This is a genomic window from Neobacillus mesonae, assembly GCF_001636315.1.
GTDB classification, from domain to species: Bacteria; Bacillota; Bacilli; order Bacillales; family Cytobacillaceae; genus Neobacillus; species Neobacillus mesonae.
In genome coordinates this window covers 4,367,198-4,388,723 of record NZ_KV440949.1, presented here as the reverse complement: position 1 = coordinate 4,388,723, position 21,526 = coordinate 4,367,198, and the positions used below count along the sequence as shown (strand labels likewise).

25 protein-coding genes are annotated in these 21,526 nt (G+C 38.9%); 6 read left to right on the top strand and 19 right to left on the bottom strand.

The window, feature by feature from the left end:
* Window positions 1-22: 22 nt before the first annotated feature.
* The 6 genes from A6749_RS20570 to A6749_RS20545 all read right to left on the bottom strand — a co-directional run bounded on the left by A6749_RS20570 (window position 23) and on the right by A6749_RS20545 (window position 5,040).
* Entirely contained in the window at window positions 23-910 is an 888-nt protein-coding gene (locus A6749_RS20570; protein ID WP_066395451.1) for a LysR family transcriptional regulator, read from the bottom strand.
* Between the two features lie 33 nt (window positions 911-943).
* On the bottom strand, window positions 944-2,446 hold the full coding sequence (locus tag A6749_RS20565; RefSeq protein WP_066395448.1) for an MDR family MFS transporter: 1,503 nt from the start codon (window positions 2,444-2,446) through the stop codon (window positions 944-946).
* A gap of 49 nt (window positions 2,447-2,495) precedes the next feature.
* Window positions 2,496-2,951 carry a cyclic-di-AMP-binding protein CbpB gene (cbpB, locus tag A6749_RS20560; RefSeq protein ID WP_066395445.1) on the bottom strand — a complete coding sequence of 152 codons (456 nt, stop codon included), beginning with the start codon at window positions 2,949-2,951 and terminating at the stop codon, window positions 2,496-2,498.
* A gap of 113 nt (window positions 2,952-3,064) precedes the next feature.
* A complete protein-coding gene (locus A6749_RS20555; protein ID WP_066395438.1) occupies window positions 3,065-3,301 on the bottom strand; it encodes a YkuJ family protein in 237 nt (78 codons plus the stop codon).
* A gap of 222 nt (window positions 3,302-3,523) precedes the next feature.
* On the bottom strand, window positions 3,524-3,760 hold the full coding sequence (locus A6749_RS20550) for a hypothetical protein (protein ID WP_066395433.1): 237 nt from the start codon (window positions 3,758-3,760) through the stop codon (window positions 3,524-3,526).
* A gap of 71 nt (window positions 3,761-3,831) precedes the next feature.
* Window positions 3,832-5,040, bottom strand: coding sequence for an EAL domain-containing protein (locus A6749_RS20545; protein WP_066395430.1), 1,209 nt, complete (start codon window positions 5,038-5,040; stop codon window positions 3,832-3,834).
* A gap of 145 nt (window positions 5,041-5,185) precedes the next feature.
* On the opposite strand from A6749_RS20545, the gene A6749_RS20540 reads away from it, so the two are divergent.
* From A6749_RS20540 to A6749_RS20525, 4 genes are all read left to right on the top strand, one after another.
* A complete protein-coding gene (locus tag A6749_RS20540; RefSeq protein WP_066395428.1) occupies window positions 5,186-6,031 on the top strand; it encodes a C39 family peptidase in 846 nt (281 codons plus the stop codon).
* Window positions 6,032-6,167: 136 nt separating this feature from the next.
* On the top strand, window positions 6,168-7,043 hold the full coding sequence (locus A6749_RS20535; RefSeq protein WP_066395425.1) for a metallophosphoesterase: 876 nt from the start codon (window positions 6,168-6,170) through the stop codon (window positions 7,041-7,043).
* Window positions 7,044-7,157: 114 nt separating this feature from the next.
* Window positions 7,158-7,634 (top strand): YkyB family protein, encoded by a 477-nt coding sequence (locus A6749_RS20530; RefSeq protein WP_066395423.1) that lies wholly within the window; start codon window positions 7,158-7,160, stop codon window positions 7,632-7,634.
* 64 nt (window positions 7,635-7,698) lie between these two features.
* Window positions 7,699-8,853 (top strand): aminotransferase A, encoded by a 1,155-nt coding sequence (locus A6749_RS20525; RefSeq protein WP_066401074.1) that lies wholly within the window; start codon window positions 7,699-7,701, stop codon window positions 8,851-8,853.
* 46 nt (window positions 8,854-8,899) lie between these two features.
* On the opposite strand, the gene A6749_RS20520 is transcribed toward A6749_RS20525, so the two are convergent.
* The 11 genes from A6749_RS20520 to A6749_RS20470 form a co-directional block, all read right to left on the bottom strand.
* Window positions 8,900-9,079, bottom strand: coding sequence for a hypothetical protein (locus A6749_RS20520; RefSeq protein ID WP_066395422.1), 180 nt, complete (start codon window positions 9,077-9,079; stop codon window positions 8,900-8,902).
* 87 nt (window positions 9,080-9,166) lie between these two features.
* A complete protein-coding gene (locus A6749_RS20515; protein ID WP_269085706.1) occupies window positions 9,167-10,039 on the bottom strand; it encodes an NAD(P)-dependent oxidoreductase in 873 nt (290 codons plus the stop codon).
* A 40-nt stretch (window positions 10,040-10,079) separates the two neighbouring features.
* On the bottom strand, window positions 10,080-10,556 hold the full coding sequence (locus tag A6749_RS20510; RefSeq protein ID WP_066395421.1) for a hypothetical protein: 477 nt from the start codon (window positions 10,554-10,556) through the stop codon (window positions 10,080-10,082).
* Window positions 10,557-10,651: 95 nt separating this feature from the next.
* Window positions 10,652-11,437 (bottom strand): SDR family oxidoreductase, encoded by a 786-nt coding sequence (locus tag A6749_RS20505; RefSeq protein ID WP_066395412.1) that lies wholly within the window; start codon window positions 11,435-11,437, stop codon window positions 10,652-10,654.
* Between the two features lie 115 nt (window positions 11,438-11,552).
* Window positions 11,553-13,265, bottom strand: coding sequence for a phosphoenolpyruvate--protein phosphotransferase (gene ptsP / locus A6749_RS20500; protein WP_066395406.1), 1,713 nt, complete (start codon window positions 13,263-13,265; stop codon window positions 11,553-11,555).
* A complete protein-coding gene (locus A6749_RS20495; protein ID WP_066401072.1) occupies window positions 13,262-13,528 on the bottom strand; it encodes a phosphocarrier protein HPr in 267 nt (88 codons plus the stop codon). Before A6749_RS20495 ends, ptsP begins: the two co-directional genes overlap by 4 nt.
* A 268-nt stretch (window positions 13,529-13,796) precedes the next feature.
* Entirely contained in the window at window positions 13,797-15,488 is a 1,692-nt protein-coding gene (locus tag A6749_RS20490) for a glycerol-3-phosphate dehydrogenase/oxidase (protein ID WP_066395404.1), read from the bottom strand.
* A gap of 229 nt (window positions 15,489-15,717) precedes the next feature.
* Window positions 15,718-17,208, bottom strand: coding sequence for a glycerol kinase GlpK (gene glpK / locus A6749_RS20485; RefSeq protein ID WP_066395402.1), 1,491 nt, complete (start codon window positions 17,206-17,208; stop codon window positions 15,718-15,720).
* A 32-nt stretch (window positions 17,209-17,240) separates the two neighbouring features.
* Window positions 17,241-18,068, bottom strand: coding sequence for an MIP/aquaporin family protein (locus A6749_RS20480; protein ID WP_066395392.1), 828 nt, complete (start codon window positions 18,066-18,068; stop codon window positions 17,241-17,243).
* 199 nt (window positions 18,069-18,267) lie between these two features.
* A complete protein-coding gene (locus tag A6749_RS20475) occupies window positions 18,268-18,816 on the bottom strand; it encodes a glycerol-3-phosphate responsive antiterminator (protein ID WP_066395391.1) in 549 nt (182 codons plus the stop codon).
* Window positions 18,817-18,857: 41 nt separating this feature from the next.
* Window positions 18,858-19,052, bottom strand: a complete 195-nt coding sequence (locus A6749_RS20470; protein WP_066395383.1) for a hypothetical protein — start codon at window positions 19,050-19,052, stop codon at window positions 18,858-18,860.
* Between the two features lie 225 nt (window positions 19,053-19,277).
* Here A6749_RS20470 and A6749_RS20465 point away from each other — a divergent pair, with 225 nt between their 5' ends.
* The gene (locus tag A6749_RS20465; RefSeq protein ID WP_066395377.1) at window positions 19,278-19,466 is read left to right on the top strand and encodes a YkvS family protein; all 189 of its coding nucleotides are present in this window, start codon (window positions 19,278-19,280) and stop codon (window positions 19,464-19,466) included.
* A 55-nt stretch (window positions 19,467-19,521) separates the two neighbouring features.
* On the opposite strand, the gene A6749_RS29010 is transcribed toward A6749_RS20465, so the two are convergent.
* Entirely contained in the window at window positions 19,522-19,641 is a 120-nt protein-coding gene (locus A6749_RS29010) for a DUF6254 family protein (RefSeq protein ID WP_236719708.1), read from the bottom strand.
* Window positions 19,642-19,780: 139 nt separating this feature from the next.
* Between A6749_RS29010 and A6749_RS20455 the strand changes: the two genes are divergently transcribed.
* Window positions 19,781-20,395, top strand: coding sequence for a CPBP family intramembrane glutamic endopeptidase (locus A6749_RS20455; protein WP_066395370.1), 615 nt, complete (start codon window positions 19,781-19,783; stop codon window positions 20,393-20,395).
* A 42-nt stretch (window positions 20,396-20,437) separates the two neighbouring features.
* Here A6749_RS20455 and A6749_RS20450 read toward each other — a convergent pair whose 3' ends face one another.
* Complete coding sequence (locus A6749_RS20450; RefSeq protein ID WP_066395368.1) at window positions 20,438-21,493, bottom strand: YkvI family membrane protein; 1,056 nt, start codon at window positions 21,491-21,493, stop codon at window positions 20,438-20,440.
* Between the last annotated feature and the right edge of the window lie 33 nt (window positions 21,494-21,526).

The following is a 21,526-nucleotide window of genomic DNA, read 5'->3' as shown; positions in this document are numbered from 1 at the left end:
AGTGAAAACAAGAAAAAATATTTTATTGGTCTGAGGATTCAGAAATATGTTCTTTAACCAGTTCAACAAACGCTTGAACCTGTTTCAACTGGAAGGCAGATTCATATCCTAATAACCATGTATCCCTGGCAACTGGGAGATTATTCTCATCAACAAGCGGGATTTTAAAAATACTTTGCCCGGCCTTCGTTAACGTTATCGCGGGTAAAATGGCATAACCGATACCATTAAACGCCATTTGCTTACATGTTTCAATTTGGTCAACAACAACTGTTCTCTTTGGCGATGTTTTAAAATTACGCATCCACCAATCCTGAATTTCCTGATAATAGTTCGAATCGCTTTTGAATTGAATAAATGGACGGTCAGTTTTTAACACCTGATCTTGTTGTGTAATCTCCCTGTCAACGAGATAAAGCGGGTCTTGGAAAAGATGAATTTTGACTCCCTTCCAATCAGGAGTGCCTCTAATAATCCCGATATGTACTTGATCATCATACAAACAATTTAATATTTCGCTGCTCCATCCGGTCATCAGCGAAATTTTCACCTGAGGATATTTATCAACATATTTCTTTAATACTTCCGGCAGCCAATTCTGGCCTACAATTGATGCCACCGCAATTCTTAATGTTCCGGAAACACCCGATTGCAGTGAATATAATGTTTCGCGAACCTTTTCTTCCTTTTTAAGGACGTCATTTACAAACTCGATAACCAGCTCACCAGCAGGGGTTAATGACAGCCCTTTTTGCGAACGAATAAACAGCTTCGTCCCCCATTCTTTTTCAATTGTCTGAAGACGCTGTGACAAGGCTGGCTGTGATACGAATAAACGTTCAGACGCTTTTCGCATATTCATTTCCTGCGCTAAAACAGCAAGTAATTGAAATTCGGATAACGAGGACATGTTTAAGCACTCCTTTCCAAAAAGCCATGTAGTTTATACAGAACGTTCATTACTTTTCGGTATAAATAATATAAACAACAGGCTGATAACGGCAAATGCGAGAACCACATAGTAGACAGAATGCAAGGAATTCGTCAGCCCATTTTGTAAGATTGTTTTAATGGAGCTTGATAGATTGGCACGTTCTTCCGCCTTTAACAGCTTATTAGCATCGTCAACAGTAAGCTCTGCTGCTTTCTGATGAAAATAATTCATCATGCGGTTATTTAAGATTCCGCCTAAAAGAGCCGCACCAATGGTATTTCCCAGATTCCGCATAAACATATTCGCTGCCGTAGCAATTCCACGCTGTTCCCAGCCGACAGTACTTTGAATGGAAACAATAAATGCCGTTGAAGTTAACCCCATTCCTGCCCCTACTAAAAAAGAACCGACAGCTGCCCATAACGGACCTGAGGAAGCTGACATTGTCACAAAAGCGATACTTCCAATGATTAAAAATACACCACCAATAATGGAAGTCTTACGATAGCCAATGGAAATAAGCATTCTGCCTGAGAGCGTTGAGGCAATCGGCCAGCCGATTGACATCGTTGTTAAGGTAAAACCCGCTACAATCGGAGTCTTTTCCATTACCCCTTGTACAAATGTCGGCAGGAAACTAGATATACCGATTAACATGATTCCTGTTGTCAACGAAACAATATTGGCAATAAAAATCGATTTTTGTTTCCAAATTGAAAATGGCATCATCGGTTCATTAGCCCGGCCTTCCTGAAAGACAAAAGCGCACAGCGCGATCAAGGCTAGAACTAATAACCCGAGAGCCTGCCAGGACCCCCATGACCAGCGGCTTCCTCCCTCAACCAAGAGCAGCATAATAGTGGAAATGGTAATAGTTAAGAGGACAGCACCACCATAATCAATTTCATGTTTTTTCTGCTGAACATTTTCATGTAAAAATAACCATAAACCAATAAGGGAAAGAATCCCAAGAGGAACATTAATCCAGAATACATATTTCCAGCTGACATATTGGACCAATAGACCGCCAATAGCAGGACCTGTAATGGCCGAAATCCCCCAAACACTGGAAAGATATCCTTGAATTTTTGCTCTTTCCTCTGGCGTATAGATATCACCTACAATTGTTGTGGCTATTGGGGCAACTGCGCCGGCACCAAATCCTTGAATTAAGCGGAAAATAATTAACATTTGCATAGAAGTGGCAAATCCGCAAAGGATGGAGCCAATTAAAAAGAGAATAATTCCAAAAGTAAGAATCGGCCTTCTTCCAAATAAGTCGGACAATTTCCCATAAATCAGTACAGTAATCGAATTCATTAATAAATAGGCTGAAAACACCCAGCTATACAATGTGAATCCGCCTAAATCAGCCACTATTGCCGGCATCGCGGTTGAAACAATTGTCGCCTCAATTGCCCCCATAAACATCGCCAGCATGACTGAGGCTAATACCAGCGGCTTTTTCGTTTGTTTTCTTTGTTGTAATGTTTTTTTAGCTTCCTCCCCCATACCAACACCTCAAACTCAATCAAAAATTACGGCTCCCTTTTTAGGGAGCCTAACATTTTTCATTCAACTTAAATCTTTTGACCATTTTATTTAATTGATTTAATACCGTGCTCCTTGGTAAAATCCCGGCAAAATAACCATCCTCAGTCTCGACACAGAGAAACGGATGATTGACAAGTAGATCAAGACAATTTGGAAATGATGCGGAAATTTGGATTCTTGGCATGGATACTTTCATGACCTCTTCTACCCTTTTTTTCTCCAGCTGTTCAAATTCTATTCTTTCCAGTCCAAGAATGGAATCCATGATGATGGGCGTACTAATCAGCCCATGAAGCTTGTAATGCGGATCTAATACCGGTATTGCGGTATAACCGCTCTTTGTTAACACTAAAAGGGCATGTTCAAGGCTGTTGCCAACTTGGACATGCGCAACCCGCTCAGATGGGATCAATAATTCTTTAATGGTCAACTCTAAAAACTCTCCGCTAGGAAGACTGATCATCGCCGAAAACTCCTCAATATTTGTATTTCTTCAACTTTATTTTATCATAGTTAGCGGCTGTCTGTGAAAAGATTAATCCGCCAAACCCAGAAAAAAAGGAACCAAAATGGCTCCTATTGTATTAAATCAAAAATTTCAATTGTAATCATATCAATATTATCAAATTGATAACGTTTCGGCTTTTCCTTTTCATTGTATACTTCTAATTCAAATGTTTCGGTCTTGGGATGATAGGTGACCTGACATTTTCTTTCCCCGTTTACTTCGAAATAACGCTGGGCTGGTTCCCCATTAATTGATTGTTCTTGAAGATTTTTTAATCTTGTTAATATTCCTTGAAGCTGTGACATAGCTTTTCGACTCCTTTCGAAACACAAACAAACTTTCTACCGTTATGTTTTGCAATAGACATGTTTCTATCCTAATGAATTATTTAGTTATTTTTTGGTTTTTGTTACATGCCAATATTAAAAGCATAAAATAATGCTTCTAATTTGTCCAAACAAAATTTAAGAAAACAGGAAATTTTTTATTTCAAAAAACAAAAAAGGTCTCTTTTTTAGCTGAGACCTTTAGTAAAATGTGATGGCAATGAAAAAGATGATGAATAAAAGTAACGCAAAAAAAATCCCGTATGCGAGGAAGACTGGATTTTTGGCATAAACGTTTTTCTGAACATGGTCTGGGATTTGTTTATCAACTCCCCCTTGAACTGCTTTATGCTGCCTTCCAACGACCAATGTATAAAACAGTGAAAACGCCAAAATAGCTACAATCAGAATGGCGATTGTCATTTCAAATAGATTCATGAGTCTTTTCTCCTTCATTTTGATTTATACTTAAAATCCCACTCCATGAATCTTTCTATACAGGTTCATTCTTACAATAATTGATCATGTTCAAAAAGGTAATGATAGGAAATATCAATAAATAAATATTCGTTACCGTTCATTGGAAAAGAAAAGGTGCGGATCGTTTCGCCTGTTTCAATATCACTATATAGATCCGACAGAATTCCCTTCCGTTCATTCCGCATTTTTATAATATTTTCTAGAAAATACGGCCGCCAGCTCCAGTTTTTATCTTTATATTCCTCTTGTAAAAACCATCCTTCCGCTCCTTTGAAAAAGTTGCTTGATTTCTGAAAGCCATCTTCATCACAAATATACATTCTAAAAGCAACTTGGTCCATTTCCTTCACAATTGCTTGAAAAAGACCTTCATAGCCTAATTTTTTATTTTTAAGTACTAAATCGTGAATTTTCGCCTGAAAGAATTCAGCCGTTAAATACAACGCTTCCAGCTTTCGTTTTTCATAGGAAATAAAGTCATGGAATTTTTCCTTTAAACGATGCCTTAAAAAATCACGTGGAACAAACTCACCAGCAGGCGGATGTAAATAAAAGCCTTGATAATAGCGGCCCCCATTCTTCCAGGCAAACTGCAGCTGATAGCTCATTTCAATGTTTTCAAATAAAAGAGTTGAGCCGATTTTTCTGGCTAAAAGCGAAATAGTAAATAACACATCATTAAAATTCATTCCAGTTGCCGTTGATTTCAGCGCCTCTAAATTAATTTTTAAAATATCAGGCTCTAGCTCGGCTATTCGCTCAAAATGGCTTGCTTTGACAATGCTGGAAAGTGCTATTTTAATTCCATATGTCCGATAATATTGTAAAAGGTGGTCAAATTGATCCAAATCGCCATCATAATGACGATCGGATATTTCTAAGACAATTCGATTTAAGCTCAAGCCTTTTTTTTCAAACTCCAATAGTTGTTGTAAAAACGGTTCACCATTTCCGTACATGAGCAGTTCTGCATTGCGGTTTAAACAAATACTTATATCCTCGTCGAGCTCCAGTGCTTTTTCAAGGGCCTTATTTACTAAAAGGAAATCCACTTCTAATTTATATTCATCAGGAATTTGATCATCCTGAAAAAAAGGTCCTAAGCTTATGACTGTCCCCTCTGATTGATATCTTCCCAATACTTCATAAGCAATAACTAACTGTTCATCGGCACTAAAAATCGGCTGGAAATAAGGAAAACAATTTTCTAAATCCGAGAGAATTTCCAACGCATCCATCCAAGTACCTCCAAAATTTTAATATTCATCATTATACCATACGCTAAACGAATGGTTCGCGTTCTTTGCCAAAAGGATACCATTATAGCCGGGAAGAAACAATCAAACAATAAGGGCAGTTCGCACTAAAGGGGGATCAGGTCAAATGAAAAGACTCAGCATATTAGCCCTTGTTCTGCCAATGTTAGGCTGCAGCCCAACAGATGAGGATAACAAACAAACCAATTTACAAATAAATAATCAAAATAATGCTGGTACAACAGCGGAACAAAGACATACAAGTTTACCCGGCGAACAAAAAAGACAATATACAGCCAACAATCTAAATGACCATTTAATAAATGTTGGCAGTCCCACTAAAACCAAGAAGCCAGTTAATGGCGTGCCGAAAAAAGATTCAGCTATGCTTGATGTGAATTTAATTAAACAAAACCCCGAGTTAAAATATGGCTGCGAAGTAACCAGCCTGGCGATGATGTTAAATTACGCAGGCGTGAAAACAAACAAAATGGAGCTTTACCGTTTAATTACCAAAGATCCCGACCCTCTTATTAAATCCACAAAGGGAGATATCTTGCGCTGGGGGAATCCCGCCGATGGCTTTGTCGGTGATATGACGGGAAAGGAACCAGGCTATGCGGCTTTTGACAAACCAATGATTGACTTAATTAACAAGAAGCTTTCGGGCAGGGCTGTCAATTTAACCAATAAGCCATTCGAGCGTGTCTTAGCCCATGTGTCATCGGGCTATCCAGTTGTCATTTGGACTACCGGAGATTACCGTCCGCCAGACCGCCCTGAAGGATGGTACCATGGAAAAGAATTTATTAAGACACCGCTTGACCTGCATGTAGTGGTGCTGGTAGGATATGATGCCAAATATGTTTATTTAAATGACCCGCTGTCAGGTAGAAAGCAGGTTAAAGTAGAAAAACAGCGATTTATTTCTTCATGGAAAGCCTTGAAAAGCCGGGCTGTCAGTTACAAATAATTTAGTAAAGCAGCCGGACTGGCTGCTTTTTTATGAATTTACCGCATATATATTTACAAAGACCTTTTTTCTTGCAAAATTTTGGATTTTTAAAGACAATACATATGAATTAATAAAGTATAGGCTGGTAGAAAATATGCCCAAAAAAACGACGAGGAGAACCTTTTTAAAACGAACTATCGGCTCATTATTCACCTTATTTGGCCTTAGTTCAGGGGGATACTATTACGCAAATAAAATTGAACCCTCGATGCTTGGAATTGAGCAAATCACTATAACACACTCGCTTATCCCCGACAGCTTTAATGGCATTAGAATTGTTCAATTCAGTGATACCCACCTTGGTTTTCAATATACACTTCATCAATTAAAAAAACTTGTCAATCAAATAAATCAGTTAAAGCCGGATCTGATTTTTTTCACCGGCGATTTAATGGATGAACCGAATAGGTATACGGAAATGAACAAGCTTGTGCCGATTTTAGAAAAACTGCATGCCCCTCTTGGAAAGTTCTGTATTTTTGGCAATCATGACCACGGCGGCTATGGCTCCGATTTGTACCGTAATATTATGGAAGCAGCAAATTTTACAGTACTTTTAAATCAGTCATCTGTCATTAAACTTCAGGATCACAGCAAAATCTATTTACTGGGGATCGATGATGCGATGTTAGGCAGCCCCGATTTGCCTTTAGCGTTAAAAAATGTTCCTAAAAATAATTTTACCATCCTGTTATCACATGCACCCGACCTTGCCGACGATGCCCAAAACTACCCAATTCACTGGCAATTAAGCGGGCACAGCCATGGCGGACAGGTAAAAATTCCTTTGATAGGGGCCCTGATCAAACCGCCTTTTGCCCAAAAATATCTAGAAGGGCTTTACACCCTTGGGGAAGGAAACAAATTAACCCTATATGTCAATCGAGGTCTAGGGACCACCAGACTCCCTTTTCGATTCTTATCCAAACCAGAATTAACAGTTTTCACCTTAAACAAGGAGAAGGCATAAGAATCATGCTTTCTCCTTTCATTTTTTTCAATAATTATTTTACTTACACTTTTCTATTCTTATAAAAAAAAGGTATAATATAGATGGTTGAAATAATAGAAAGGAGAAAAAATTTTGAATCCCGATCAGAAACACCCTCAACAAAAAGAAAATCTAACCATCGAAAACCTCTCACAAGCTGTCTTTATCGTTAATCGCCATGCTAAAACAGCGATTAATCCCAAATTCTTATACAAATTAAAGCAGGAATCATTAAAGAGATTAATCGAAGAAGGAAAAGCCAAAAAAGTAGGTCTTCATTTTTCCGAAAACCCAAGGAATAGCCAGCAGCAATCTGATTGTCTGGTAGAATGCGGGAGATACTTTTTTCATATCCCCCCTGCGAAAGCGGACTTTACTAACCTGCCCCATTTAGGAAAACTTGATGGCCAGGTAAGAAACCCGAAGACCATTATGTCTCTTAATACCGCTAAAGCCATTTTACAATCCTATACCGGAATAATGGAGCATGAAGATTCGCCAAGATCTCAGCGTAAAACCGGGCGCACGTATCAAAAACCGGTCTTCAAAAAATTAGGCGAAAGGTATTAATATTAAGCTTTTGAAATAAAGCCAGGAGAATTCCTGGCTTTAAAAAATGGAAGGATGGGCAAGATTGGAACACTTATTAAACCAGCACGTAAAAGACATCGAAATATCAGGAATTCGAAAATTCTCTAATATGGTTTCACAAACGGACGGCCTCATTTCGCTCACGATAGGACAGCCGGATTTTCCGACACCAGCGCATATTAAAAATGCAGGGATAAAAGCGATTGAAGCAGATTTCACTACATATACCCATAATGCCGGGACATTAGAATTAAGAAAAGCTGCTAGTCATTTTGCCTCTGAAAAATATGGATTGGATTATAATCCGGAATCGGAAGTGATTGTCACAATGGGGGCCAGCGAGGCAATTGATATCACTTTTAGGACCATTTTAACTGAAGGAACGGAGGTTATTTTACCTGGACCAATTTATCCGGGCTATGAACCGATTATCCGAATGATGGGTGCGATTCCGGTACATGTTGATACCCGTCAAAGCCAATTCCGCTTTACATTAGATTTAATCAAACCTTATATTACCGACAAAACACGCTGCATTGTACTTCCTTATCCATCTAACCCAACAGGAGTAAGTCTGACGGAGGAGGAATTAAAGGAAATAGCCGGTTATTTTAAAGACCTCGACATCTTTATTTTAGCGGATGAAATTTATAGTGAACTAACCTTTGGCCGTTCCCACAAATCAATCGGCTGTTTTTTAAAGGAGAAATCGATTATTATTAATGGGTTGTCTAAATCCCATTCCATGACCGGCTGGCGGATTGGCTTTTTATTTGCACCGGAGAATATCGCCAAGCATATTCTTAAGGTTCACCAGTATAACGTGTCTTGTGCAAATTCGATTGCACAAAAAGCGGCTTATGAAGCACTTACAGCCGGATTGAATGACGCGGTAACGATGAGAAAAGAATATGAAGCCAGAAGAGATTATGTTTTTCAAAGCTTGCAGGCGATGGGCCTCGAAACGGTTAAACCGGAGGGGGCGTTCTACTTTTTCGTCAAAATTCCTGATACGATCCCTTTAAATAGCTTTGATTTCGCCCTTGACCTTGTAAAGGAATCAAAGGTGGCTGTGGTGCCAGGAAGCGCGTTTTCAAAGTTTGGTGAAGGCTATTTCCGCTTATCATTTGCCTGTTCAAAAGAAACGTTAGAGCTCGGTTTAGGCCGGATTGAACAATACCTGCAAAAGTGGAGATAACCATAGAAGAACCCTTCAGGCTGTCGAACCTGAAGGGTTTCTAGTTTTATTGTCCGGTCCATTCACCGTTATTTTTTGCCGCTTTGACTTTTTTCGCTTTATCCTTGTGGATTTTATTAGTGTCAGCAGCACCCATTTCATGAGCAAATTCTTCGTTTAGAACAGCTGAGTCGAAGCCTTTTTTATTTTTTTGTTTCGCATCATTCTTTTTCGTTCGTTTCGCCATTAACTATTCCTCCTATCAACAAACTATTACTAGTTTTCAGCTAGACGAAGGAATATATGCCTGCCAGTTGCACCCAATAGATTTTTGCTAGTCTTTCCAATATTTATATAATGCCTGCGTTCCGCTATTTTCTTCGCCTTTTTCCGCTAATTGGTCATACAGCGACTTTGCTAAAGCAAGCCCCGGAACTTCCATCCCCATTTGCTCTGCCTCATCAATGGCAATTTTCATATCTTTAATAAAATGTTTTATGTAGAATCCTGGTTCGAAATTTCCATTTAACATCCTTGGTGCAAGGTTGCTTAATGACCAGCTTCCGGCTGCCCCGGTTGAAATGCTTTGCAGTACAGTTTCCGGATCTAATCCTGCCTTTTCAGCATAAATAATAGCCTCACAAACACCAATCATATTGGAGGCAATCGCAATTTGATTGCACATCTTTGTATGCTGGCCCGATCCTGGTTTACCTTGGTAAACAATGTTTGTCCCCAAATAAGCTAAAATGGGACGTACCGCTTCAAAGGCCTCAGAATCTCCGCCGGCCATAATCGATAATTTTGCCTCCCTGGCACCAACATCACCGCCCGAAACAGGTGCATCGATTGCATGAATCCCCCGTTTCTTAGCTTCTTGATAAATCTTAACGGCAAGTGATGGTGCAGAGGTCGTCATATCAATAAAATAACTTCCGGAACCCCCATGCTGAATTAAGCCATTTTCTCCTAAATATACTTCCTCCACATCGGCAGGGTAGCCGACCATTGTAAAAATTACCGTGGCCTTCTCCGCCACTTCCTTTGGTGTTGGTGCCCAATATGCGCCTTTTTCCACTAATTCTTTTGCTTTCTCTTTTGTTCTTGAATAGACAACCAACGGATAACCCGCGGTCATTAAATGGGATGCCATACTTTTCCCCATCACGCCTGTTCCAATAAAACCGATTGTAATATCTGCCCTCAAATTCAATTCCCCTCTCTTTATATTTATTTTTTCATAAAACTTAAAGCTCCGAAGAAAAGTTAGTTAAATAGGCTCGTCCAAATACCTCTTTATTATTAAAAACTTCAATGGAAACAGCATTGTTTTGTTCGATCATATTTTGTAATTCTTGTACATGTAAATCCTCTTTTAATGGGATGGGATTCATGTAAATATATTTTTCACCTTTACCTCTTACATCTAAATATTCCCCATTTAGCACTTGATCCTCACCGTACACAATCTCTCGTTTTCCAATAGCGGCCGCTAATTTATCGTCATGAATCATTACCTTCACCTTGTATATTTGGTGCTCTCCTTCGATTATTTCATTATTAATATGAAAGCGGAATTGGATTTCATTATTTTTTGTTAAGAGAGCATCCGCATAGCGGTTCACAATTGATTCATTTGACAAAATAGCACCGCATCCGCTTAATAGACTGGAACTAACTAAAACGATCAGCAGAACAACAACCACATGTACTTTTCTAAGCATGTAAAAACACTCCTTTTCTATGTTTACCTTAGCCAAAAAAATTTGGTCATAAACGTAAATGGAGGTCTCCTGTGGTAATTTCTCTCTGATGCTGATTAAATGGCTTTCACCATACCGCCATCCACTAATAATGCACTGCCGGTAATATATGAATTGGCATCTGAAAGCAGAAATGCGGCGACATTTGCGAACTCCTCCGGGGTGCCATAGCGCTTTAATGGAATACTAGCTTTCATTTGTTCTTCAATTAAAGCAATATCAATTCCTTGCTTATCTGCATTCACTTGATCTAAATGCTTGACCCGATCGGTCGCAATTCTTCCGGGTGCAATCGTATTTATCAAGATATTATACGGCGCCAATTCCGAAACTAGCGTCTTTGTTAGGCCGATAATTCCCGTCCTGAACGTATTTGATAAAATCAAACCCGGAATCGGTTCTTTGATGGAAGATGAGGCAATATTGAGAATTTTTCCGCCGCGTTCTTTTAAGTAAGGCAGAGCCGCACGAATTGCCCGGATAAAAGACAGTAAATTTAATTCGAATGAGGCTTGCCACTGTTCATCTGTCAATTCTTCAAACGAACCTGCAGGTGGCCCGCCAGCGTTATTGACCAGCATGTCGATCGTGCCGAAGATTTCCACAGTATGTGATACAAGCCGCTTAATGTCATCGGGATTCATAATGTCGGCTTTTTGATAGGCTGCTTTGCCAAGTCCATTTTCCTCAAGCTGCCTGCATTGTGCTTTTAACTTTTCCACATCCCTTCCAGAGATAACAACATTCGCTCCTTCCTTCACAAGCCGTTCGGCAATAGCGAACCCCAGCCCTTGGCTTGAGGCTAAAATGAGCGCAGTTTTCCCGCTTAAATTTAAATCCATAATCTCACTCCTCGTATGATTGTCTACCTTAGATTATACAGGATTAAAATAGCAATTACCTCGAAAGTTGTTTCAAATTTGTAAAGACCGGCCATTTTTATGGCCGGTCTTTTTTTTATTTAATAGCTGCGTTAACGGCGTCCACTACTTGAGAGGTCGTTTGCATATTTAATACTTCATCTGCGAGATTTTTCATATCTGATTTATTCAGATTTTTAATTAAGGAACGAGCCTTCAAAATAGATGTTGCACTCATCGAAAACTCATCCAGTCCCAGACCAAGAAGAATCGGAATAGCCGTTTCATCTCCGGCCATTTCTCCGCACATCCCTGCCCATTTTCCCTCGGCATGGGCAGCATCGATAACCATTTTGACCAGTCTTAAAATCGACGGGCTATATGGCTGATAGAGATAAGATACACGCTGATTCATCCGATCCGCTGCCATTGTATATTGGATTAAATCGTTTGTGCCGACACTAAAGAAGTCCACCTCTTTGGCAAACTGATCTGCTAAAACAGCCGTTGATGGAATCTCTACCATAATACCGAGCTCAATCTGATCGGCAACCTTTTGCCCTTCAGAAATAAGCTTTTGCTTTTCTTCCTCGAGAATTGCTTTAGCGGACCGGAACTCATCCAACGTTGCGATCATCGGAAACATAATTTTTAAATTACCGAAAGTGCTGGCACGCAGTAACGCACGCAGCTGTGTACGGAAGATTCCCTGCTCCTCCAGACATAAACGAATGGCACGGAAGCCTAAAAAAGGATTCATTTCTTTTGGCAATTCTAAATAAGGCAGTTCTTTGTCTCCGCCGATATCTAATGTTCGGACAACGACAGGTTTTCCATTCATCCCTTCAAGGACAGCTTTATAGGCCTCAAACTGCTCCTCTTCGGTAGGCAGCTGTTCTCTGCCCATATAAAGGAATTCCGTACGATAGAGTCCAACCCCTTCACCGCCATTCGCCGCTACACCTTTTAAATCATTTGGTGTACCGATATTAGCGGCTAATTCAACATGATGGCCGTCCTTAGAAACGGTAGATTCATTTACAAGTTTTGCCCATTCAGCTTTTTGATTTTCATACTCTTGATGAACTTGGCGGTATTGTTCAACCAACTCAGGTGTAGGGTTAATATGGACTTCCCCTTTTAACCCATCAACAATGACTAAATCGCCGTTATGAATCTCCTCAACAGCTGTTTTCGTTCCAACAACCGCGGGAATTTCTAAGGAACGGGCCATAATCGCGGAATGGGATGTTCTGCCGCCGATATTGGTGGTAAATCCTTTGACAAATTGCCTGTTTAACTGGGCTGTGTCCGATGGTGTTAAATCTTCGGCGACAATAATCACTTCTTCAGCAATCATACTTGGATTTGGCAGCTGGACACCAAGCAAGTGTGCCAGAACGCGTTTCGTCACATCTCGAATATCTGCGGCACGTTCTCTCATATACTCATTATCCATTTGTTCAAACATCATCACAAACATATCGGCTGTTTCTTTTAGAGCCGACTCAGCATTGACCTTTTCGGATGTAATTTTATCTTCAATTGGGGTATTTAATTCAGGGTCACTTAATACAAGCAGATGCGCTTCAAAGATAGCCGCTTTATCCGGTCCTAAATCGACTTTGGCTCGGTCGCGGATTGTTTCCAGCTCTGATTTTGCTTTTGCTAGTGCTTGACGATAACGTTCTACTTCAGCGGACGCATCTTCAATTGTTCTTTGTTCAAAAGATAAATTAGGTTCTACCAAACGGTAAGCCTTGGCAATCGCGATACCATTAGACGCTGCAATTCCTTGTAAGAATGTCATTCTGCCAAACCTTCTTTTCTTAAAGTTTCTTCTAAACTGTTTAAAGCCGATTCGGCATCACTGCCTTCAGCGGAAATCGTGAAATCAGCGCCTTTGCCAATCCCTAAAGACATAACACCCATTATTGACTTTAAATTCACTTTTCTACCTTTATATTCCAAATTGATTTCAGCATCAAATTTGCTGGCTGTTTGTACTAAAAGTGTTGCAGGTCTAGCATGAATCCCAGTATCCGCAATTACTTTAAATTGTTTTTCCGCCATCATTGATTCGACTCCTTTAATGAATTTGAGGTATACTGTTTCCTCATATTTTGGCTTTGAAAATATATTTAATTCTCACAGAGGATAGAATAGCATTTTTTAACCTGACTATACAAGTATCAGCCCCTCATATGCGGAACATTGACGGATACTATTATTACCTATTTCTATGAAAATTTCTTTTATCAACACTAATTATTCAAAAATCTGTAATATATTAATTTATAATTACAAAAGAAAGCTGCCCTCATTGACAGCTTTCTTTTGATTAATTGCCGCTGGCTGTATGAGAAAATTCATTACATTCATCAATAGGAATTATGGCAGCTTCTAATGCTTTTTCAACTGATAGCAAATACTTGTTTTTTTCCTTTACAGACCATTCAAACTCATCAGCCATGTAGGAAGCAATCTGACTCTTCCATTTTCTTACTGTCTGAATATCAAATAAAATGGCTCCTGTCCGTCTATTTAGGAAATCAATTGGGGTGGCGATCATCTCTTTTTTCATTGCATAGACAAGCTTTGCAAATAGCTCCATCGGCAAACCATATTTTAAAGCATCATCCTTATTTTCCCTTAAAAGCTCGAACACTATATCAATATTTGAACCATATATTTTGGCTAATTTTTCAGCTTCTTCGCTTGAGAGGCCAATTTCTATCCCTTTGTCTACATGGGCGGCAACATAAGCCCTTAATTTTGCTGAGCCTCCCACATTCCCGCCAGAAATGGGCAGATGTTTTGTCTGACATGATTTAAAGCTCCTGTCATCTTCTGCTTGAAACTTGACAGTAAGTAAATCCACAACTGTTTCTGCCATTTTTCGATATCCGGTTAATTTACCGCCGGCAATTGTAATCAGGCCAGATCTAGACTCCCATATTTCATCCTTCCTAGATATTTCAGATGCATTTTTTCCTTCTTCATAAATCAACGGCCGGACACCTGCCCAGCTGGATTCGATATCTTTTTCACTAATTTTTACTTCTGGAAACATATAGTTAATGGCATTAATAATATAGGTACGGTCACTTATCGTCATCATCGGATTCACTGTATCTTCATTATAAAATGTATCCGTAGTTCCCACATAGGTTTTACCATCTCTAGGAATTGCAAATACCATTCGGCCGTCCGGGGTATCAAAATAGATTGCTTGTTTTAAAGGGAAACGGGAACCATCTAATACAATGTGAACACCTTTAGAAAGCTGTAATGTCTTTCCTTTTTTCGAACGATCCATCTCACGTATTGTATCCACCCAAGGTCCAGCTGCATTGACAATCTTTTTCGCATAGATCTCATAGGTTTCTCCAGTCAGCATGTCTTCACACACTACACCGATAACTTTTTCATTATCATAGACAAGCTTCACAACCTTTGTATAGTTCAAAGCAAAAGCCCCTTTTTCAACCGCTGCCTTCATAACCTCAATGGTTAAACGTGCATCATCTGTCCGGTACTCAACATAATAGCCGCCGCCCTTCAAGCCGTTTCTTTTAACAAGTGGCTCTTTTGCTAATGTTTCCTCCGCAGATAACATAGTCCTTCGTTCCGACTTTTTAACTCCCGCTAAAAAATCGTAAACTCGCAAGCCAATTGATGTACTGAATTTACCGAAAGTACCACCTTTATGCATTGGAAGCAGCATCCATTCTGGAGTCGTGACATGAGGACCATTTTCATAAACAATAGCCCGCTCTTTTCCAACTTCTGCTACCATTTTTACCTCAAACTGTTTTAAATAACGTAATCCTCCGTGAACCAACTTCGTTGATCTGCTTGAGGTTCCTGCAGCAAAATCCTGCATTTCCACAAGTGCCATATTCATACCTCTTGTTTGTCCGTCAAGCGCAATTCCTGCTCCTGTAATTCCGCCGCCGATTACCAATACATCAAAAATTTCTGCGTTTATTTTCTTAACAATTTCTTGACGATTTAAATTTGAAAAATTCATTGTTTTTTCCTCCTATTATCGAGAAGCCATATTTCATCCATTTCCCCTAGGATATATATATTTAAACTTCCTAATTTCGTCAGGGAAAATATTTACAGCGGAGAAACAAAAAAGAGACCACAAAGTACACTATGTTAAAATAGTGTATTTGTGGTCTCTCCCATTCTCCTGACAGTTATTAACTTGTTTTTATTATACCATAAAATGCTTTATTAGAAAATACTTTTCATTATTTAAAAGCCATAGCCGCCTTAACTGCCTTTTTCCAGCCATCATATAAGTTTTCCCGAACAGCTTCCGGCATTAATGGATTAAATTGCTGATCAATGGCCCATTGGTTTGCGATCTCTTCCTTGCTTTCCCAGAAACCAACAGCCAATCCCGCTAAATAAGCAGCTCCTAATGCAGTAGTCTCATTCACAACTGGTCTTTCTACCGGAACATTTAAGATATCGCTTTGAAATTTCATTAAGAAATTATTATTCACTGCTCCCCCATCTACACGTAGTGTTTTTAACTGGATTCCGGCATCTGCTTCCATTGCAGATAAAACATCTTTCGTTTGATAGGCAAGTGATTCAAGTGTGGCCCGAATAAAATGTTCCTTTGTAGTCCCCCTCGTTAACCCAAATACCGCTCCACGGACATCACTGTCCCAGTATGGTGTGCCTAAACCTACAAATGCTGGAACTAAGTAAACACCGTCTGTAGATTCAACGTTTAGGGCATACTCTTCACTATCCTTTGCATCCTTAAACATTCTTAAGCCATCACGAAGCCATTGGATTGCTGAACCCGCCACAAAAATACTGCCCTCCAAAGCATACTCCACTTTACCATTTAATCCCCAGGCAATGGTGGTTAATAAACCATTCTCTGAACTTACAGCTTTTTCTCCGGTATTCATCAGCATGAAGCAGCCCGTGCCATACGTATTTTTGGCCATCCCCTGGTCAAAACATGCCTGCCCAAATAATGCCGCTTGCTGATCTCCAGCCACTCCTGCAATCGGTATTTCTTTGCCAAAGAAATGATAATCAATCGTATTTGCATAAATTTCCGATGAAGGACGCACGTCAGGAAGCATTGATTTTGGCACCCCAAGAATCTCTAATAATTCATCATCCCATTTTAAATCGTGAATATTAAACATAAGTGTCCGTGCCGCATTGGAATAATCGGTAACATGAGCCCTGCCGCCTGACAACTTCCAAACCAGCCATGTATCAATTGTACCGAATAATAGTTTTCCGGCATTTGCTTTCTCCCGTGCCCCTTCAACATTATCTAAAATCCATTTTACTTTTGTACCGGAAAAGTAAGCATCTATTAACAGCCCCGTTTTTTCTCGAAATAAATCATTATACCCCTGACCATTCAGCCCCTCGCAAATTTCGCTAGTTTGTCTTGATTGCCAAACTATCGCGTTGTAAACAGGAAGCCCTGTTTCCTTGTCCCAGACAACGGTTGTTTCCCGCTGATTGGTGATCCCAATTCCGGCAATTTGTTCAGGCTTGGTTCCAGATTCGGTTAACACCTCAGCGATAACCGATAGTATAGATCCCCAGATTTCACTAGGGTTATGCTCAACCCAGCCCGGCTTTGGGAAATATTGAGTAAATTCTTTTTGCGCAGAATGGACAACGTTTCCATTTTTATTAAAAAGAATGGCCCGTGAACTTGTAGTCCCCTGATCCAATGATAAAATAAACTTTTCCATCATTACCCCTCCATATCATCCAGCATTATTTTTTATGCTGATCTCTTTGTTAGTTTTGTGATTGTATCATTATTTCTCTTACTATGAATAAAAGCTAAGAGTAAGGCTAAAATATTCATCGCGGCCACTACAAAAAAATTACTTGTGAGCTTTCCTAAAAAGACTGCCTGATAAAAAACGGCCCCAAAGCTGCCACCAAGAATTGGTCCGACTACGGAAATCCATGCATAACCCCAATTAGACTTTCCTTTTCCAGGTATCGGCAAAAAGAAATGAGCAACCCGCGGGCCAAGATCGCGAGCCGGGTTAATGGCATATCCAGTGGTTCCGCCAAGAGACATTCCGATGATAACAATCAACAAACCTACAGCTATGGGATTTAAACCTTGAGAAAATTTATTTGCTCCAATAAATAATAACCCCAATAAAAGAATAAAAGTACCAAAAATTTCACTAAATAGATTGGCAAATGTATTTGGAATGGCTGGGCTGGTCGAGAACACCCCGAGCTTTACTGCGGGGTCATCCGTTTCTTTCCAATGTGGCAGGTAATGTACGTAAATAAGTGCAGCCCCTATAATCGCTCCAAGCATTTGGGCAAGTATATATCCAGGCACTTCCGTCCACGGAAAATCCCCATTTATCGCTAAAGCAATGGTTACAGCTGGATTCAAGTGTGCCCCGCTAATTGATCCAACAGCAAAAACCCCCATAGTAACGGCTAATCCCCAAGCAAGAGTAACAACAATCCAGCCAGGATTATTAGAGTATGACTTCTTTAATGAAGATCCCGCTCCAATACCAGCACCGAATACGATTAGAATCATCGTTCCGATTAATTCTCCCACAAATGGTGTCAATTCTGTCCACTCCTCGAAAAAAGATAAATTAGTTATCTTTTTATGACGAAAAAAAAGGAGATTCACAATAGAATAACCTTTAAAATAAGGTCTCTATGTGAATCTCCTTGTCTCCGTCACAATTTATTAACTTGCTCTAAGTATATAAATAAGTGAAAACGTTGTCAATAACTTTCTAATGATAAAATATAGTGGAAATTTAATCCTTAAAAATATCCCAAAGCTCTCTTTTCGATGTTGTAATTGCAGCGGCACCTGCCTGTAAGGCATTTCTCACATCTTCTTCAGTGCGTATTAACCCTCCGGCCAAAATAGGAATATTAACACGCTCCTTAACCTCTGTGATCATCCAAGGGATAGCCCCAGGCAGAACCTCAATATAGTCTGGCTCCGTTTTCTCAAGCAGTTTATAACTTTTTTCAAGCGCATGACTATCAATTAAGAAGATTCTTTGAACAGCAATTACTCCCTTTTGTTTTGCCTTTTGAATGACACTTGCTTTTGTTGAGATTAAACCAAAAGGCTTGAATTCTTGGCATATATATTCCGTAGCAAATTCATCATTTTTAATACCGTGAATTAAATCAACATGATAAACCATTTTCTTTCCATATTGTCTTGACATTTGGTTGATATTTTTTAATTGAGCAATATGCATGTCTAAAAAAACGCCAATTTCATATGGGCTTTTCAAAAAGCGCTCAAATTCCTTCATATTTGTTGAAACAGGTAAAATTTTTTGTCTCATCGTTTCATTCACCTATTCTTAAAATTACCCTTCTTTTCAAGTTAGCTTCTAGGTTCCTCTAAATATTTATACAATACATCGCCGCCTCTTTGGCTAATCCCTCGAAAATGTTTAAAATCTTCTCTTTTTACCAGCACACGGCGAAAATCCATAAAATCTTCATTTTTCACATAGTATTCAGACAGCTCCCCAGTCATTAAACGATTCAAAATATCATTGATAAACTCCTCCGTCATTACTACACCACCTTTAATTGAATTTTAGCTTAGGAATGTTTGATAAAGCCATAAAAAACTATTTATTTCTCACGAAAGAGTTTCCCAACTTTTTATTAGTTTTTTAACATATAATCAGTAATAATTAACCAAATTGTCAAATAAAATCCTTTACGAATTTGCAAAATTGGTGCAAACTGTTATGTAAACAGTTTAAAAGTTTGGTAGAAAAAGGAGAGGGTCGAATTGAAGAAAGCAGAGGTTGGTAATATTATCGAATTTCACGGCGGTTTGCAAGGGATTGTTGAAAAGGTAAATGAAAATTCTGTAATCGTTGACCTAACATATATGGATAATTTCCGTGATTTAGAATTAGACCAACGGACTGTAGTCAATCATAAAAATTATCGGGTTATAAAAGAAAGCGCTTATTAATGGCCTAAATTGGTTTGAAAGGCAGAATATAGTCTGCCTTTTTATTTTTTATTTTTTATCTTTTCTTTTCAGTTCCGTTGACAAGTTCTTTGAAAGATTTTACTTTTCCATGCGGATTTTGATCCTGTTTCCGAACAGTCCATTCCCGTTCCTCTTGTCTTTTCGCTTTACTCATGCTTCTCACTCCTTTCACTCCTTTATTTTTTCCTAATTGCAGGTTCTTATGATATGAATTGGATAAAATGATTGATGACATTTCCTTTTGAAACTTTTTTTGATAAAATACAGGTGATCGATTTTGTAAGGAGTTAAACATGTTAAAAAATCTAACACTTGATTTTCGGCTAATTTTTGGATTGATCCTTGCTCATATCCTTATTTATTTCGCATTCCATGATAAAGCTATTTTTTGGTATATCTTTACTGGGTCAATTCTTGTTTTAATCGTTTATTCCATGTTCCAGGGCGATGTGGACGACGAGTCTTCATTTATTCAATATATATTTTTAGGTGTAATTTCCGGAATGATATTGTACGCCATATTTTGGTTAGGCCATCAGTTGATTGAATTAACATCCTTTCCGTTTGATAAAGAAATTCGGAAATTATATAAATGGTATGCCCCTTTGTATTTTTGGCAATACATTGCACTAGTCCTGGTTGCTGCCCCGGGTGAAGAATTATTCTGGCGCGGCTTTCTCCAAAAAAGACTGCTAAAATATTTTAAACCTATGGGAAGTATTTTAATTGGCTCTTTTTTTTATGCTTCAGTCCAAATTTACTCAGGTTCATCTTTATTAGTTTTCGCCGCTTTTCTATCAGGGCTTGCTTGGGGAGGCCTATATTTTTGGAAAAGAAGTATGCCGCTGGTAATTGTTTCACATATTATCTTTGATTTAATGCTGTTTATCATTTTACCATTTAATTAACAATAAAAGCAGCTGCCCATGTGAATGGCGCAGCTGCTTTTATTATTCTGTTAAATTTGGTTCAAATGGTTTCATCCATAGCAAAATGAAAAAGGTCATACAAATATAACCGAATAACGGATATAAATTTGAAAGAAGGGTTCCATAATTGACCAGGCTGATCAAATAAGAAACGGCAAAAATAGCCGTAACCGACATCATTGTGGGAATTGGCATATATTGCTTCAATTGCCGGTCAAGACCAAAGACGTTACCAATGACCGAGGTAAAGATTTCCCCGTAAATGACAAGAATGAAAATCCAATAAAAAAACGGTGCTAAATTTTTCATAATGATTGCCATCGGAATCTCATAAAGCTCCAAATTTGGCAGCATAATCAAAGTAAAATGGCTGGCTATTAAAATAAGAGTTAATCCTAATCCGCCAAGGATACCTCCCCATTTTATTGTCCAATCATCTTTTACCTCCGTTGCCACCGGCACCAAAACGGCCTGGGCTAATCCCAGATTTAAGGCTGCATAAGAAAACGGCGCAATTACGCTTTTCCAGCCGTCTGATGCATGCGGAATGAATAAAAATTGGTCTAAAAAGTTAGGGATTCGAAGTGATAAAAACATTAATATAAGGCTAAAACTAATCATGATCGGGACAACAAAGGTATTTACAGCAAACAGTCCCTTTGTACCTACAAGCATGACAATATAGGAAAGAAAAATCGTCAGAAACACACCTACATTCTTCGGAAGTCCCAGCTGTTCTTCAAAAACGGCACCAGCCCCTGCAAGCATTACCGCACTAACCCCAAGGAGCATAAAAAGCATTGAAAAATTAATAATTTTACTTGGCCATTTTCCAAAAAGATGTTCATTAAATTCCTGATAGGATTTTGCCTCAATTTGCGCTGCCATTCTCATTAATTTAGAACCAATCATAATAAAAAGATAACCGCTCATTAATATACTAATAAAGCCAAAGAAACCAAATCGTGAAAAGAATTCAACGATTTCCTTCCCTGTGGCGAATCCGGCTCCAACTACGGTTCCAACATACACCGCAGCAATTTGAAAGGCTTGATTCCAATTTCTATTTTTCCTCACACCATCTCCCCCTTATCATCAAATATATGAATA

Coding starts and splice junctions, on each gene's coding strand:
- A6749_RS20570 (WP_066395451.1), bottom strand. CDS start 910: ATGTCCTCGTTATCCGAATTTCAATTACTTGCTGTTTTAGCGCAGGAA.
- A6749_RS20565 (WP_066395448.1), bottom strand. CDS start 2,446: ATGGGGGAGGAAGCTAAAAAAACATTACAACAAAGAAAACAAACGAAA.
- cbpB (WP_066395445.1), bottom strand. CDS start 2,951: ATGATCAGTCTTCCTAGCGGAGAGTTTTTAGAGTTGACCATTAAAGAA.
- A6749_RS20555 (WP_066395438.1), bottom strand. CDS start 3,301: ATGTCACAGCTTCAAGGAATATTAACAAGATTAAAAAATCTTCAAGAA.
- A6749_RS20550 (WP_066395433.1), bottom strand. CDS start 3,760: ATGAATCTATTTGAAATGACAATCGCCATTCTGATTGTAGCTATTTTG.
- A6749_RS20545 (WP_066395430.1), bottom strand. CDS start 5,040: ATGGATGCGTTGGAAATTCTCTCGGATTTAGAAAATTGTTTTCCTTAT.
- A6749_RS20540 (WP_066395428.1), top strand. CDS start 5,186: ATGAAAAGACTCAGCATATTAGCCCTTGTTCTGCCAATGTTAGGCTGC.
- A6749_RS20535 (WP_066395425.1), top strand. CDS start 6,168: ATGCCCAAAAAAACGACGAGGAGAACCTTTTTAAAACGAACTATCGGC.
- A6749_RS20520 (WP_066395422.1), bottom strand. CDS start 9,079: ATGGCGAAACGAACGAAAAAGAATGATGCGAAACAAAAAAATAAAAAA.
- A6749_RS20510 (WP_066395421.1), bottom strand. CDS start 10,556: ATGCTTAGAAAAGTACATGTGGTTGTTGTTCTGCTGATCGTTTTAGTT.
- A6749_RS20505 (WP_066395412.1), bottom strand. CDS start 11,437: ATGGATTTAAATTTAAGCGGGAAAACTGCGCTCATTTTAGCCTCAAGC.
- ptsP (WP_066395406.1), bottom strand. CDS start 13,265: ATGACATTCTTACAAGGAATTGCAGCGTCTAATGGTATCGCGATTGCC.
- A6749_RS20495 (WP_066401072.1), bottom strand. CDS start 13,528: ATGGCGGAAAAACAATTTAAAGTAATTGCGGATACTGGGATTCATGCT.
- A6749_RS20490 (WP_066395404.1), bottom strand. CDS start 15,488: ATGAATTTTTCAAATTTAAATCGTCAAGAAATTGTTAAGAAAATAAAC.
- glpK (WP_066395402.1), bottom strand. CDS start 17,208: ATGGAAAAGTTTATTTTATCATTGGATCAGGGGACTACAAGTTCACGG.
- A6749_RS20475 (WP_066395391.1), bottom strand. CDS start 18,816: ATGAGACAAAAAATTTTACCTGTTTCAACAAATATGAAGGAATTTGAG.
- A6749_RS20470 (WP_066395383.1), bottom strand. CDS start 19,052: ATGACGGAGGAGTTTATCAATGATATTTTGAATCGTTTAATGACTGGG.
- A6749_RS29010 (WP_236719708.1), bottom strand. CDS start 19,641: ATGAGTAAAGCGAAAAGACAAGAGGAACGGGAATGGACTGTTCGGAAA.
- A6749_RS20455 (WP_066395370.1), top strand. CDS start 19,781: ATGTTAAAAAATCTAACACTTGATTTTCGGCTAATTTTTGGATTGATC.